Annotated in this window: 16 protein-coding genes; 12 read left to right on the forward strand and 4 right to left on the reverse strand. The window is 31.0% G+C overall.

Translation table 11 applies throughout. From position 1 onward, the window contains the following. Window positions 1-4: 4 nt before the first annotated feature. The 7 genes from ACN5J5_RS06690 to ACN5J5_RS06720 all read left to right on the forward strand — a co-directional run bounded on the left by ACN5J5_RS06690 (window position 5) and on the right by ACN5J5_RS06720 (window position 9222). Window positions 5-841 carry a ZIP family metal transporter gene (locus ACN5J5_RS06690; protein WP_418644159.1) on the forward strand — a complete coding sequence of 279 codons (837 nt, stop codon included), beginning with the start codon at window positions 5-7 and terminating at the stop codon, window positions 839-841. A gap of 130 nt (window positions 842-971) precedes the next feature. After that, window positions 972-4094 carry a UvrD-helicase domain-containing protein gene (locus tag ACN5J5_RS06695; protein ID WP_418644160.1) on the forward strand — a complete coding sequence of 1041 codons (3123 nt, stop codon included), beginning with the start codon at window positions 972-974 and terminating at the stop codon, window positions 4092-4094. A 42-nt stretch (window positions 4095-4136) separates the two neighbouring features. Further along, the gene (kbl, locus tag ACN5J5_RS06700) at window positions 4137-5330 is read left to right on the forward strand and encodes a glycine C-acetyltransferase (protein ID WP_418644161.1); all 1194 of its coding nucleotides are present in this window, start codon (window positions 4137-4139) and stop codon (window positions 5328-5330) included. Window positions 5331-5449: 119 nt separating this feature from the next. After that, complete coding sequence (locus ACN5J5_RS06705; protein WP_418644162.1) at window positions 5450-6823, forward strand: OmpA family protein; 1374 nt, start codon at window positions 5450-5452, stop codon at window positions 6821-6823. Window positions 6824-7001: 178 nt separating this feature from the next. Continuing rightward, the gene (atpD, locus tag ACN5J5_RS06710) at window positions 7002-8513 is read left to right on the forward strand and encodes a F0F1 ATP synthase subunit beta (RefSeq protein WP_418644163.1); all 1512 of its coding nucleotides are present in this window, start codon (window positions 7002-7004) and stop codon (window positions 8511-8513) included. A 38-nt stretch (window positions 8514-8551) separates the two neighbouring features. Next, a complete protein-coding gene (locus ACN5J5_RS06715; protein WP_418644164.1) occupies window positions 8552-8845 on the forward strand; it encodes a F0F1 ATP synthase subunit epsilon in 294 nt (97 codons plus the stop codon). Window positions 8846-8940: 95 nt separating this feature from the next. After that, on the forward strand, window positions 8941-9222 hold the full coding sequence (locus tag ACN5J5_RS06720; protein ID WP_418644165.1) for a Sec-independent protein translocase subunit TatA/TatB: 282 nt from the start codon (window positions 8941-8943) through the stop codon (window positions 9220-9222). A gap of 3 nt (window positions 9223-9225) precedes the next feature. Here ACN5J5_RS06720 and ACN5J5_RS06725 read toward each other — a convergent pair whose 3' ends face one another. From ACN5J5_RS06725 to ACN5J5_RS06740, 4 genes are all read right to left on the reverse strand, one after another. Beyond that, a complete protein-coding gene (locus ACN5J5_RS06725) occupies window positions 9226-9867 on the reverse strand; it encodes an O-methyltransferase (protein WP_418644166.1) in 642 nt (213 codons plus the stop codon). A gap of 86 nt (window positions 9868-9953) precedes the next feature. Next, window positions 9954-10214 carry a hypothetical protein gene (locus ACN5J5_RS06730; RefSeq protein ID WP_418644167.1) on the reverse strand — a complete coding sequence of 87 codons (261 nt, stop codon included), beginning with the start codon at window positions 10212-10214 and terminating at the stop codon, window positions 9954-9956. A gap of 6 nt (window positions 10215-10220) precedes the next feature. Then, window positions 10221-10793, reverse strand: a complete 573-nt coding sequence (locus tag ACN5J5_RS06735) for a sigma-70 family RNA polymerase sigma factor (RefSeq protein ID WP_418644168.1) — start codon at window positions 10791-10793, stop codon at window positions 10221-10223. 54 nt (window positions 10794-10847) lie between these two features. Next, a complete protein-coding gene (locus ACN5J5_RS06740) occupies window positions 10848-11309 on the reverse strand; it encodes a nuclear transport factor 2 family protein (RefSeq protein WP_418644169.1) in 462 nt (153 codons plus the stop codon). Window positions 11310-11477: 168 nt separating this feature from the next. On the opposite strand from ACN5J5_RS06740, the gene panB reads away from it, so the two are divergent. From panB to ACN5J5_RS06765, 5 genes are read left to right on the forward strand one after another with little or no spacing between them, the layout of a single operon-like run. After that, complete coding sequence (gene panB, locus ACN5J5_RS06745) at window positions 11478-12296, forward strand: 3-methyl-2-oxobutanoate hydroxymethyltransferase (protein ID WP_418644170.1); 819 nt, start codon at window positions 11478-11480, stop codon at window positions 12294-12296. 46 nt (window positions 12297-12342) lie between these two features. Beyond that, entirely contained in the window at window positions 12343-13299 is a 957-nt protein-coding gene (locus ACN5J5_RS06750) for a 2-hydroxyacid dehydrogenase (protein ID WP_418646534.1), read from the forward strand. 25 nt (window positions 13300-13324) lie between these two features. Continuing rightward, window positions 13325-13780, forward strand: coding sequence for a DUF1801 domain-containing protein (locus tag ACN5J5_RS06755; RefSeq protein WP_418644171.1), 456 nt, complete (start codon window positions 13325-13327; stop codon window positions 13778-13780). Between the two features lie 2 nt (window positions 13781-13782). Beyond that, window positions 13783-14172, forward strand: a complete 390-nt coding sequence (locus ACN5J5_RS06760; protein WP_418644172.1) for a VOC family protein — start codon at window positions 13783-13785, stop codon at window positions 14170-14172. A gap of 34 nt (window positions 14173-14206) precedes the next feature. Beyond that, the gene (locus ACN5J5_RS06765) at window positions 14207-14476 is read left to right on the forward strand and encodes a TM2 domain-containing protein (protein ID WP_418644173.1); all 270 of its coding nucleotides are present in this window, start codon (window positions 14207-14209) and stop codon (window positions 14474-14476) included.

A 14476-nucleotide genomic window follows, 5' to 3' on the forward strand; every position in this document is an offset into this window, starting at 1 on the left:
AAACATGAGTACATTTGATCAAATAGTAGCTTTTGGTAAAGAACATCCTATACAAGCAGCGTTATACGCATCGCTTTTTACTTGGGGATTAACAGCGTTAGGAGCAAGTTTAGTGTTCTTTTTTAAAAAAATGAATCGTGCTGTTTTAGACGGAATGTTAGGTTTTACAGGAGGTGTAATGGTGGCGGCAAGTTTTTGGAGTTTGTTAGCGCCTGCGATAGATAATAGTCCAGGAGAAGGTTTTGTAAAGGTATTACCATCAGCAATTGGATTTGGTTTGGGGGCTTTGGCGCTTTTTGGAATGGATAAATTATTACCACATTTACATATTAATTTTAAAGACAACGAAGTAGAAGGGGTTAAAACCGATTGGCATAAAACAACCTTGTTAACTTTAGCAATTACATTACATAATATTCCTGAAGGATTGGCAGTTGGAGTTTTATTCGGTGCGGCTTCAACATTGGTTGGGGTAGAGCAAACAGAAATGATTATCGCTGCAATTTCGCTGGCAATTGGTATCGGAATTCAAAATTTTCCTGAAGGATTTGCAGTAGCAATGCCGTTGCGTAGACAAGGTGTTAGTAGAAGAAAAAGTTTTTGGTACGGGCAATTATCAGCAGTTGTAGAGCCAATTGCAGCAGTTTTAGGAGCAATTGCAGTATCATTTTTTACACCAATTTTACCTTACGCATTGGCATTTGCAGCCGGAGCGATGATTTTTGTGGTGGTTGAAGAAGTAATTCCAGAAACGCAACGTGATAAATATACTGATATTGCTACTTTAGGTTTTATTGGCGGATTTATTGTAATGATGTCTTTAGATGTTGGATTAGGATAGAAAATAATAAGTTTATCTACCAAAACGGAGCTGTATTTTTAAAATATAGCTCCGTTTTTTTATAAAATACCATTAGCATCTGTTCTTGCTTTTCGTAGTAAAAAAAGCTATTTTGCAGTAAAAATTTCCTGTGCAAAATCAATCAAATTTTCAAGTATATAACGCGTCTGCCGGTAGTGGTAAAACATTTACGTTGGTTAAAGAATATTTAAAAGTATTATTAACTTCTGATGATATTTTTAGCTTTCAAAAAATACTAGCCATTACGTTTACCAATAAAGCTGCTGGTGAAATGAAAGAACGTGTGTTAAAAAATTTACAAGAATTTTCTGAAGGAAAAGAAAACGATTTGTTTAAAATAATTAGCAACGAAATTACTATTGATAAATCGACAGTAAAAGAAAGAAGTGAAAAAATATTAGATGCAATTCTGCAAAATTACTCAGCTTTTTCAATAACAACCATTGATAGTTTTACGCATAAAATTATAAAAAGTTTTGCGTACGATTTAGGTTTGCCTTTAAACTTTGAAGTAGAAATGGACGCTGTTTCCTTATTAAACGAAGCGGTAGATGTGTTGATTTCTAAAATTGGTACAGATAAAGATTTAACTAAATTATTGATAGATTTTTCGCTTGATAAAGCTGACGATGATAAATCTTGGGATATTTCACGTGAATTAAATGAGTTTTCTAAAATTTTATTAAACGAAGATGATACCAAACATTTTAGAGAATTAGCCGATAAAAAACTAGCAGATTTTACGGGATTGAAAAGTAAGTTGTCAAAACATCAAAAAGAACTTAAAGCTCGATTTATAACCATAGGAAAAGAAGGATTACAAATTATAGCATCTGAAGAATTAAATCATAAAGATTTTTACAGATCAATGTTTCCGAATCATTTTTTGGCTTTGTCTCAAAACCCAGAAAAAGCAAAGTTTTTTGAAGAATCTAAATTGCGTGAACGTATTGAAGAAAATAATTTTTACGCAAAGTCTAAATCTGATGCGATAAAAAACAGTATTGAAAATGTTTTGCCAGCATTATTAAAATTATATACTGAATCTGAGCAAATGTATCAGCAGTTTTTAATGAACAAATTGGCCTTAAAAAGTATTATTCCATTAGCCGTTTTAAATTATATTAATTTTGAATTAACTTCAATAAAAGAAGATAATAATATTCGATTAAATGCAGAGTTTAATCAGTTAATTTCTGATAATATAAAAGACCAGCCAGCGCCATTTATTTATGAACGAATTGGGCAACGATTTATGCATTATTTTATTGATGAAATGCAAGATACTTCGGTGTTGCAGTGGCAAAATATAATTCCGTTAATAGACAATGCATTAGCGCAAGAAAATAGTAATTTAATGTTGGTTGGCGATGGTAAACAAGCTATTTATCGTTGGCGTGGCGGTAAGGCTGAACAATTTATTTCTTTAGGTTCTGCAACAGAAAATCCGTTTCATATTGATAAAGAAATAAAAACACTAGAAACCAATTTTAGAAGTTTTAGTGAGGTAATTGATTTTAATAATCAGTTTTTTCAGCACACCTCAAATTTTCTTCAAAAAGAGGATTATAAACAGTTGTTTATTGACGGAAATAAACAGTTGACAACTGCTAAAAAAGGCGGATTTGTTTCGTTGTCTTTTTTAGACAAAGAAGAAGAAAAAGATGAGGAGCTTTTAAAATATCCGAAGAAAATTTTAGAGAAAATTAAGAGTATCGAATCTGATTTTTCTTTAAATGAAATTTGTGTGTTAGTGCGTAAGAAAAAAGATGGAATTGCTGTTGCTAATTATTTATCAGAAAACGGAATTAATATTATTTCATCAGAAACTTTATTGTTAGAAAATAGCTCGAAAGTTAATTTTATTATTGATGTGTTACAGGTAATTCAACATCAAGATGATAAAGAAACTTTATTGGAGGTTCTTTATTTTTTACACGATCATTTGGTATTAAAAACGGATAAGCATTCGTTTATTTCAGGTTTAATTCACCAACCTAACGAAGCAATTTTTAAGGAGTTTAAAAATTATAACATCTTTTTTGATTTGGTTGCTTTTTATCAACTACCATTTTACGAGAAAGTAGAAGAAATTATCAGGAGTTTTAAACTGATAAATTCTTCGGATGCCTATGTGCAGTTTTTTTTAGATGTGGTTTTAGAACAGCAACGAAAAGGAACGAGTATTCAAGAGTTTTTAGATTTTTGGGATGATAAAAAAAGCAAATTAAGCATTGTTGTGCCAGAAGGTGGAAATGCAGTTCAGGTAATGACGATTCATAAATCAAAAGGATTAGAGTTTCCTGTAGTTATTTTTCCGTACGATTTAGATATTTATCATCAAATAAACCCGAAAGTTTGGTTGGACGAATTGCCAAGTGATTATAGTAATTTTAAAGAATTATTAATTCCTTTTAATAAGGATTTGCAATATATAAATGAAAAAAGTGCCGAAATATTTCATCATCAAAGAGAAGAATTAGAGTTAGATAATTTTAATCTTTTATATGTTGCTTTAACGCGTGCGGTGGAGCAATTGCATATTGTTGCTGAATACAGAATTAAATCGAGCGGAGAAGAAAACACCAATTATTATTCGGGGATTTTTATCAATTATTTAAAAGAAAAAAATCTTTGGAATGATGGGCAATTAGATTATTCTTTTGGTGACGAAAAGAGAATGAGTGAAGAGGAAGAAAATGCTTCGTTATCAGAAAATCAAGAAGAATTTATTTCTACATCTTGGCAAACGCATAATATTAAAATGTTGGCAAGTGCATCAAAATTATGGAATACCGAACAAGGAAAAGCAATTGAGTTTGGAAACTTAATTCATGAAATGATGGCAAAAATTTTTACAAATAATGATGTTTGTAAAATTGTAAATCAATATAAACAACAAGGAGTAATTGATAAAGAACAAGCTGTTTTAATTGAGAATGATATTTTAAAAATTGTAAACCATCCGAAGTTAAAAGAATATTACTTAAAAAATGTAACGATATATAATGAGAGAGAAATTGTAGATGTTGATAATCAAATTATGATTCCAGATCGATTGGTTTATCATAATAATGAAATTGTAATTATTGATTATAAAACAGGAAAACCATCTAAAAGTTATCATCAACAATTATTACGTTACGAACGAGTTTTAAAATCGATGAATTTTAAAGTAGCAAAAAAACTACTCATATATATTAATGAAGATATTTTGGTTGAAGAAGTTTAAAACTTTTTTAACTTTGAATCTTTAAATTTTACAACGAATAATATGTACGGAAAAATAAAAGAACAACTACAAAAAGAAATTCAGAACATTAAAGATGCTGGGTTATATAAGTCGGAAAGAATTATTACATCATCTCAAGATGCGGTAATTAAAATATCAACAGGAGAAGAAGTAATAAATTTTTGTGCAAATAATTATTTAGGGTTGTCAAATCATCCAGAAGTAATTCAAGCAGCAAAAGATGTTATGGATACCCACGGTTTCGGAATGTCATCTGTACGTTTTATTTGTGGTACTCAAGATATTCATAAGCAATTAGAACAAAAAATAGCTAATTTTTATACCACAGAAGATACCATATTATATGCAGCAGCTTTTGATGCAAATGGTGGTGTTTTTGAGCCCTTATTAACAAAAGAAGATGCAATTATTTCTGATAGTTTAAATCATGCGTCTATTATTGATGGAGTTCGTTTGTGTAAAGCAGCACGTTATCGTTATAATAATAATGACATGAGTTCTTTAGAGGAGCAACTGATTGAAGCGAATAAACAAGGGCATCGTTTTAAAATTATTGTTACTGATGGAGTTTTTTCTATGGACGGAATTGTAGCAAAGCTAGATGAAATTTGTGATTTAGCAGATAAATACGATGCGTTGGTAATGGTTGATGAATGTCATGCAGCCGGATTTATAGGTAAAACAGGTAGAGGAACTGTAGAGCTAAAAAACGTGATGGATCGTGTTGATATCGTAACAGGTACTTTAGGAAAAGCGCTTGGTGGTGCCATGGGAGGTTATACAACAGGTAAGAAAGAAATAATTGAAATATTACGTCAACGTTCTCGTCCGTATTTATTTTCAAATTCATTAGCACCCGCAATTGTAGGAGCGTCTTTAAAAGTATTCGATTTATTATCAAACGATACTTCATTACGTGATAAGTTAGAATGGAATACTAACTATTTTCGTACAGAAATGGAAAAAGCAGGTTTTGATTTAGTAGGGGCAGACGCAGCAATTGTACCTGTTATGCTATATGATGCAAAACTTTCTCAAAACATGGCAAACAAATTATTAGATGAAGGTATTTATGTAATTGGTTTTTTCTTTCCTGTAGTGCCAAAAGAAAAAGCAAGGATACGAGTACAATTATCTGCAGCGCATAAAAAAGAACATTTAGATAAAGCCATTAATGCTTTTATAAAAGTAGGAAAAGAACTTAACGTAATTTAAAGGAATTTAGTGGAAACTTGTAAATATTATAACTTTTCGTAGATTTGTTTTTGTAAATAAGTTTTAACAACTTACATTTGCGTAATATATAAACGAACTTTTAATTTAAATTTTTTATAATGAAACAAATCAAATTAGCTGTGATAGCTTTGTTTACGTTCGCTACTTTAGGGACGATAAACGCACAGGATTCAGATAATCCGTGGGTAGTAGGTTTCGGTGTAAATGCTGTCGATATGAGAGGTGGTAGAGCATTCGATAATCTAATTAAAGATGGATTAGGTACTTCAGATTGGAATATATTACCATCTATTTCTAGGATTTCTGGAGAGAAGTATTTAAATGATGGATTTACATTGCAATTAGCTGGGTCTTTAAATAAAATCGAAACTGGGCCATGGGGTGAAGATGTAGATTTTTTATACTATGCAATTGATGTAAATGTAAAGTATGATTTAGATCCTTTAGTAAATATGATTTTTAAAGGAACTTCTCAGTATTTTGATCCGTATATTTATTTAGGGGGAGGTTATACTTCTATTGATTCTGAAGGAGCTGGTATGTTAAATGCTGGTGCTGGTTTTAATATGTGGTTAAACGAAAATTTAGGTTTAAACTTTCAAACAGGAGCTAAGCATGATTTTAGCGATGCAGTAAGAGGTCATTATCAACACTCAATTGGTTTAGTATTCAAATTTGGAGGTACTGATACTGATGGTGATGGTGTTTTTGATAAAAACGATGCATGTCCAGAAGTTGCTGGTTTAAAAGAATTTGATGGTTGTCCTGATACTGATGGAGACGGAATCAAAGATGCAGATGATGCATGTCCAGAAGTTGCTGGTTTAGCTGCTTTAAACGGATGTCCTGATACTGATGGTGATGGTATTGCTGATAAAGATGATGCATGTCCTACTGAAAAAGGAACTAAAGCTAACAACGGATGTCCTGATACTGATGGAGACGGTGTAGTTAATAAAGATGATAAATGTCCAAATGTTGCAGGTCCAGTTGAAAATGGAGGATGTCCTTGGCCAGATACAGACGGAGACGGTGTATTAGATAAAGATGATAAATGTCCTAACGAAGCAGGAGTTGCTTCTAACAATGGATGTCCAGAAGTAATGCTTACTAAAGCAGCTGAAAAGAAATTAAATGATTTTGCAAAAGCTATTTACTTTAACTCAGGAAGAACAACGTTTAGACCTGGAGTTTCTCAAAAATTAGACTTAATTGCTGCAATCATGAAAGAGCATGCTAAAGCTAAATTTAGTATTCAAGGTCATACTGATAGTAGCGGTAGAGCATCTACAAACAAAAGAATCTCTGAAAAAAGAGCTAAAGCTGTTGTAGATTATTTAGTAAAAAAGGCAGGAATCGACGCTGGTAGATTAACTTCTGCAGGATTTGGTGAAGATTACCCAATCGCTGACAACAAAACAAGAGCAGGAAGAGCTCAAAACAGACGTGTAGAGATTAAATTAGCTGAGTAATTTAATTAATCACAAAATAAAATGAAAGCCTCACAAATTGTGAGGCTTTTTTTATGCAATTTTTTAATAAAAATAGCTTAAAAGTCTTTTTAAATTCCGTTAAAAAAATTACCTTTGCACCTTGAAAAAAGGGCTAAAGCCCACATAGCAAATTAAATAACTTTAATTACATATAGTAATGTCTACAATAACAGGTAAAGTTTCTCAAATTATTGGTCCAGTTATCGATGTTGAGTTTAATACAGAAAATGCTGAATTGCCAAAAATCTACGATTCGTTAGAAATTAAAAAAGCTGATGGTTCAATTTTGGTTTTAGAAGTTCAACAACATGTTGGAGAAGATACAGTACGTACCATTTCAATGGATGCTACTGATGGATTAAGTAGAGGTACAGAAGTAATCGCTACTGGAAATCCTATTCAAATGCCAATAGGGAATGATATTTACGGACGTTTATTTAACGTAACAGGTGAAGCTATTGATGGTTTAGGTGATTTACCTAAAACTGGCGATGCTGGATTATCTATCCACCGTCAAGCACCTAAGTTTGATGAACTGTCAACTTCTACTGAAGTATTGTTTACAGGAATTAAAGTAATTGATTTAATTGAGCCTTACGCAAAAGGAGGTAAAATTGGATTATTTGGTGGAGCAGGAGTTGGTAAAACAGTATTAATTCAAGAGTTAATTAACAATATTGCAAAAGGACACGGAGGTTTATCTGTATTTGCAGGAGTTGGTGAAAGAACTCGTGAGGGTAATGATTTACTTAGAGAAATGTTAGAGTCTGGGATTATCAAGTATGGTGATGATTTTATGCACTCTATGGAAGAAGGAGGATGGGATTTATCTAAAGTTGATAAGCCTGGAATGAGAGACTCTAAAGCAACTTTCGTATTTGGACAAATGAATGAGCCACCTGGAGCACGTGCACGTGTTGCATTATCTGGTTTAACAATTGCTGAATATTTTCGTGATGGAGCAGGAGAAGCACAAGGAAAAGACGTTCTTTTCTTCGTAGATAACATTTTCCGTTTTACACAAGCAGGTTCTGAAGTATCGGCATTATTAGGTCGTATGCCATCAGCAGTAGGTTACCAACCAACTTTAGCAACAGAGATGGGAGCAATGCAAGAGCGTATTACTTCAACTAAAAAAGGTTCTATTACATCTGTACAAGCAGTTTATGTACCTGCGGATGATTTAACAGATCCAGCACCAGCAACAACATTTGCCCACTTAGATGCAACTACAGTATTATCTCGTAAAATTGCAGAATTAGGTATTTATCCTGCAGTAGATCCTTTAGATTCTACTTCAAGAATTTTATCTGCTGAAGTTTTAGGTGATGAGCATTATAATACAGCACAAAGAGTAAAAGAAATTTTACAGCGTTATAAAGAATTACAAGATATTATCGCAATTTTAGGTATGGAAGAATTATCTGAAGAAGATAAATTAGTAGTTCATAGAGCACGTCGTGTACAACGTTTCTTATCTCAGCCTTTCCACGTAGCTGAACAATTTACGGGTATTCCTGGTTGTTTAGTTGATATTAAAGACACTATTAAAGGATTTAATATGATTATGGACGGTGAGTTAGATAAATATCCTGAAGCAGCATTTAACCTTAGAGGTTCAATTCAAGAAGCAATTGATGCTGGTGAAAAAATGTTAGCTGAAGCATAGTTCAAATAACAATTAATAATAATAATTCTATTTAAATTATGTTTTTAGAAATTGTAACTCCAGAGGCTATTTTATTTTCATCAAATGTAGATTCTGTTACTGTACCAGGTATTAATGGTGAATTTCAGATTTTAAATAACCACGCACCAGTAGTATCTATTTTAAACAAAGGAACAGTAAAAATAAATGTACATACTCAAGAGCATTCAGTTTTTGATGATTTACATGGAAGTATTGTAAGTTTGCCAGAAGATGAAAAAGTATTAACTTTAGCTATTAAATCTGGAACTATTGAAATGAAAGACAATAAGACAATTATTCTTGCAGATTAATTACTTATAAGCTATAAAAAAAAAGCCAAACATTATGTTTGGCTTTTTTTATTTAATAAAGAATTTAACTACCTATTTTAATTATCTTTGTACTAATGAATGTAGTATTTTTATTTATAGGCGGCCCAGAGATTTTTATAATCTTATTAATAGTAGTAATGTTATTTGGTGCAGATAAAATTCCTGAAATAGCAAGAGGGCTAGGGAAAGGTATGCGACAAATTAAAGACGCAACTAATGATATTAAGAAAGAAATTAACGATAGCGCTAAAGACCAAGGTATTGATACAGGTTTTGTAAGGGATATTAACAAAGAAGTTAATAAAGTTAAAGATAATATTGACGACTTTACAGGGCCAATTAAACGAAAGTTTTAATTATTATTTTACTCTGCTAATTGTTAAGCCATCTCTAATAGGTAATAAAACAGTTTCTAAACGATTATCTTCATTTAATTTCTTATTGTATTCTAAAAGTACTTTAGTGTCTTTATCTTTCGGGTTTAGCTCTTCTACGACTTTTCCACTCCAAAGTACATTGTCAGATAAAATAACACCGCCTGTATTCATTTTATCAATAATCAAATCAAAATAATTTAGGTAATTAGATTTATCAGCATCAATAAAAACCAAGTCGAATTTTGTGTTTATTGTAGGAATAATATCAATGGCATTTCCCACATATTGTTTAATTTGATCTTTATATTCTGATTTTTGAAAATAGGTAGATTGAAGTTCTTCTAATTCTTCATTTTTATCTATCGTATGCAAGGTGCCGTTTTTTAACAATCCTTCGGCCAAACACAAAGCAGAATAACCAGTATAGGTACCAATTTCTAAAATAGATTTAGGTTGTATTAATTTTGAAATCATTGATAAAACTCTTCCCTGAAAAGCACCACTTAACATTCTTGGGTTTAATACCTTTTGCCAAGTTTCTTTAGTTAATTCTTGTAATATTTTAGGCTCTTGTTGCGAATGGTTAACAACATAAGTGTCAATTTTTTCAGGAAGAAAGTGCATGATGATAATTTTGATTCAAAGGTAAAAAAAAACGGAGCTTATTTTATCATAAGTTCCGTTTCTATTTTTAATTTAAATATAATAATTTAACTAAAATTACTTAATTGTTCTTTTAAAGCTTCTTTATCTTGATTAGATAAACACTTAGTTTCGCTTTTACAACTATTTGCTCTCATTTTAAATATGTCAGTCATTTTACTGTTTTGCTTAGAGTACAAAGCACATATTTTACAAACTAATAAATGAAAATTTAGTTGTAGTTTTTCGTAAATAGAAGCTTCGCCATATTGTGCTTTATCACAAATGCTTGTTGCTTCATCACATGTTACTTTAAATTTTTTAAACATTATTTCTTACTTATTAAACCAATTTTTTTCCATGCAATTTCTTAATTGAGTTCTGGCTCTGTGAATGATAACCCATAAATTTGACGAAGTGATATTTAGTTCCTTACAAATTTCTTCAGTTTCAAATTCTTGAATTGTTTTCATTCTAAAAACCATTGCATATTTTTCAGGTAAATTGTCTATACATTCGTCTAACTGAGTTTTTAACTCATTGTTTTCAATGTTTTTTTCAGCTTCATTATCCCAAGATTGCGGAACGTGTTCTTCAATCCAATTCCCTTCATTTTCATCATTATTATAAAAACTCATTCTAACTTCGGCTTGCCCTTTTTTAGAATTTATTTTTCGATAATAATCAATTACTTTTCTTTTTAGTATAGAAACTAACCAAGTTCTTTCTGTTGATTTTCCTTGAAAATTTTTGGCAGATTTAAGTCCAGCAAAAAAAGTTTCTTGTACTAAATCTTTGGCGATATTAGCATCATTTACACGAGCAACAGCATAATTAAATAAATAATCAGCATAAGCATCTACCCATTTATTGGGCGATAGTGTATTGGATTTTTTGTTTTGGTCCATTATGCCAAATATAAGTTATTTTTTGATTAAGAAATAAAAGATAATAATGGATTCTTATTTACAGTTATTTTTACGTCTCATGTCTACCAAATATACAATTTCCCATTTTCCGTTGTTATTAAAAAGCTGAAAAGAATTTGCACCACAATGGCTAAATTTAGTGTTAAAATAAAACTCGTAAGGTGTCCAGACAGAGGCTAAATTCCCATCAATTTTAATATCCCAAGACAATATTTTTTCAAAATAAATATGCTCAGGTTTTTTATTAGCAATTCCGGTTAAAAGTTTTTTCTTACTATCAGTAATTAAATTATTTTTTCCGTTTTTATCGGTAAAAGTTGTTTGTATTTTAATATCAGAATGTAAAGTTGAGCTAACAATAGCACTATCTCCTTTATGTAATCCCTTAAAAAAAGTTTCGATAGTTTTTTTTATGGCGATATTTTCAGTGTTGTTTTGAGCATGTGTAACATTAGTAAGTATTAAAAAACTTAGAAAAACAATTATTTTAGGCATAGTAGTTTGGTTTTAAGTAGTAAAGCTATTAAAAATAGATGTTTTTATAGTACAATTAACAGAAGATTAACGGCTTTAATTAATTTATAAAAGGAAATTGTAAGTTAAGTTTAAGCAATAAATCAATAAAATAAATGCGTATTTTTACAATCTATAAAACAAAATAGAATGTCAGTAGCTAAAAAGCAATATAAAAGAATAACAACAAAATCTCTTGTAGAGATGAAAGTAAACGGAGAAAAAATTTCGATGCTTACGGCTTACGATTATACAATGGCAAAAATTGTAGACGGAGCAGGAATTGATGTTATTTTAGTAGGTGATTCTGCTTCCAACGTAATGGCGGGCCATGAAACAACGTTACCTATTACTCTTGATCAAATGATTTATCATGCAAGTTCGGTAATAAGAGCTGTAGAACGTTGTTTGGTTGTGGTTGATTTACCTTTTGGTACTTATCAAGGAAACTCTAAAAATGCTTTAGATTCTGCGATTAGAATTATGAAAGAATCTGGTGGGCATGCAGTAAAATTAGAAGGAGGAAGCGAAATTGGCGAATCTATTTCAAGAATATTAACAGCAGGTATTCCTGTAATGGGACATTTAGGGTTAACACCACAATCTATTTATAAATTCGGAACTTATACCGTTAGAGCTAAGGAAGAAGAAGAGGCTGAAAAATTATTAGAAGACGCTAAATTATTAGAGCAATTAGGATGTTTCGCATTGGTACTAGAAAAAGTACCCGCGGCTTTAGCAAAAAGAGTAGCCGAAAGTTTAACGATTCCGGTTATTGGTATTGGAGCTGGTGGTGGAGTTGATGGCCAAGTTTTAGTAACACACGATATGATTGGAATGACACATGAATTTAATCCTCGTTTTTTACGCAGATATTTAGATTTATATTCTGAAATGACAGGTGCTTTTGAAAATTATATTGCAGACGTAAAATCGAAAGATTTTCCTAACGAAAAAGAACAATATTAAAACTTAAAAGTCTTCTGAAAAGAAGGCTTTTTTTATGAAAAAACATATGAAAATACTTCATTTAGATTCAAATCATCCACTGCTTTTAAATCAGTTAAAAGCTTTAGGTTTTGTAAATGACGAAGATTATACATCGTCAAAAATAGAAATAGAAGCTAAAATTAATCAGTACGACGGAATTATCATTCGAAGTAGATTTACAATTGATAAAGATTTTTTAGAAAAAGCTACAAAACTAAAATTTATTGGTAGAGTAGGCGCTGGTTTAGAAAATATAGATGGTGATTATGCTAAAGAAAAAGGTGTGTATTTAATTTCGGCTCCCGAAGGAAATAGAAATGCAGTAGGTGAGCATAGTTTAGGAATGATACTGTCTCTTTTTAATAAAATAAACAAAGCAGATGCTGAAGTTCGTAACGGAAAATGGTTGCGAGAAGAAAATCGTGGAATCGAACTCGACGGAAAAACAGTTGGTTTAATTGGTTATGGTAACATGGGTAAATCGTTTGCAAAAAAACTTCGTGGTTTTGAGGTAAATGTGTTGTGTTACGATATTAAACCAAATGTTGGTGATGAAAATGCGATACAAGTTTCATTAAAAGAACTGCAAAAAAAAGTTGATGTTTTAAGCTTGCATACTCCGCAAACCGAGTTGACTAAAAACATGGTCAATACCAGTTTTATTAATGCTTTTTCTAAACCTTTTTGGTTGATAAATACCGCACGCGGAAAATCGGTGGTTACTTCTGATTTAGTGACAGCTTTAAAATCGAGTAAAATTTTAGGAGCAGGATTGGATGTGTTAGAATATGAAAAAAAATCGTTCGAAAATTTATTTCAAAAAAACACCCTATCAAATAAGGTTGAAATGCCAGCAGCATTTGAATACTTAATAAAATCAGAAAATGTATTACTTTCTCCGCATGTTGCAGGTTGGACAGTAGAAAGTAAAGAAAAGTTGGCGCAAACAATTGTAAATAAAATTAAAGCAAAATTTTGTTAACTTGTAGCGTTTAAAATTATTTATAATGAAATACGAAGCTAATTCAGTTGAAGAATACATAGCTCAAATTCCTGAAGAACGACAAGTTGTTGTAGAAAAATTACGAGTTATTATCAAAAAAAATCTGCCTAAAGGATTTGAAGAAGGGATGAATTATAATATGATTGGATATTATGTGCCACATACCATTTATCCTGCCGGATATCATTGCGATACTAGTTTACCATTGCCTTTTATAAATGTGGCTTCTCAAAAAAACTCGATTAATTTATACCATAGCGGAATTTACGCTAAAAAAGAAATGTTAGATTGGTTTGTTGAAGAGTATCCGAAGCATTGTAAACGAAAGTTAGATATGGGTAAAAGCTGTATCCGATTTAAAAAAATAGACGATATTCCGTACGATTTAATAGCAGAGCTTTGTACAAAAATAACAGTTGATGAGTGGATTGCTATTTATGAAACCGCAATAAAAAAATAGTTATGAAAAAAGGAAAAGTAGTAGGAATAGGCGGTGTTTTTTTTAAAACTGAAAATCCATCTGAAACAAAAGATTGGTATAAAAACAACTTAGGTTTTAATACGGATGATTGGGGTTGTACTTTTTGGTGGCAAGATAGCGAAGGCAAAAAAGCATCAACACAATGGAGCCCGTTTGCTAAGGATACCCAATATTTTAATCCTTCTAAAAAAGACTTTATGTTTAACTACAGAGTTGAAAATTTAAAGGAGTTATTAGAAGAGCTAAAAGAAAAAGGAGTTACTGTTTTAGATAAAGTTGAAGAGTACGATTACGGTAAATTTGGGTGGATAATTGACTTAGATGGAAATAAAATTGAATTATGGGAGCCAAATGACGCAGCTTTTTTATAAATTCGGCATCAACTAATTATTAAAAATAAAAAAAATGAATGTAATTGATGAAAACGGAAAATCTGTTCCAAATCAAGAAAGTAAAAGAGTTTTAGCTGGTGTTTTAGCTATATTAATAGGATCAATAGGTGTGCATAAATTTGTTTTAGGTTATACGAAAGAAGGTATTATTCAATTAATATTAACTATTGTTACTTGTGGTTTAGCAGGAATAATTTCTTTTATTGAAGGAATTTTATACTTAACAAAATCTGATGAAGAGTTTATACAAACATATCAAGTAAATCAAAAAGGTTGGTTTTAA

The organism is Tenacibaculum insulae, from assembly GCF_964512435.1.
Lineage (GTDB): Bacteria > Bacteroidota > Bacteroidia > Flavobacteriales > Flavobacteriaceae > Polaribacter > Polaribacter insulae_A.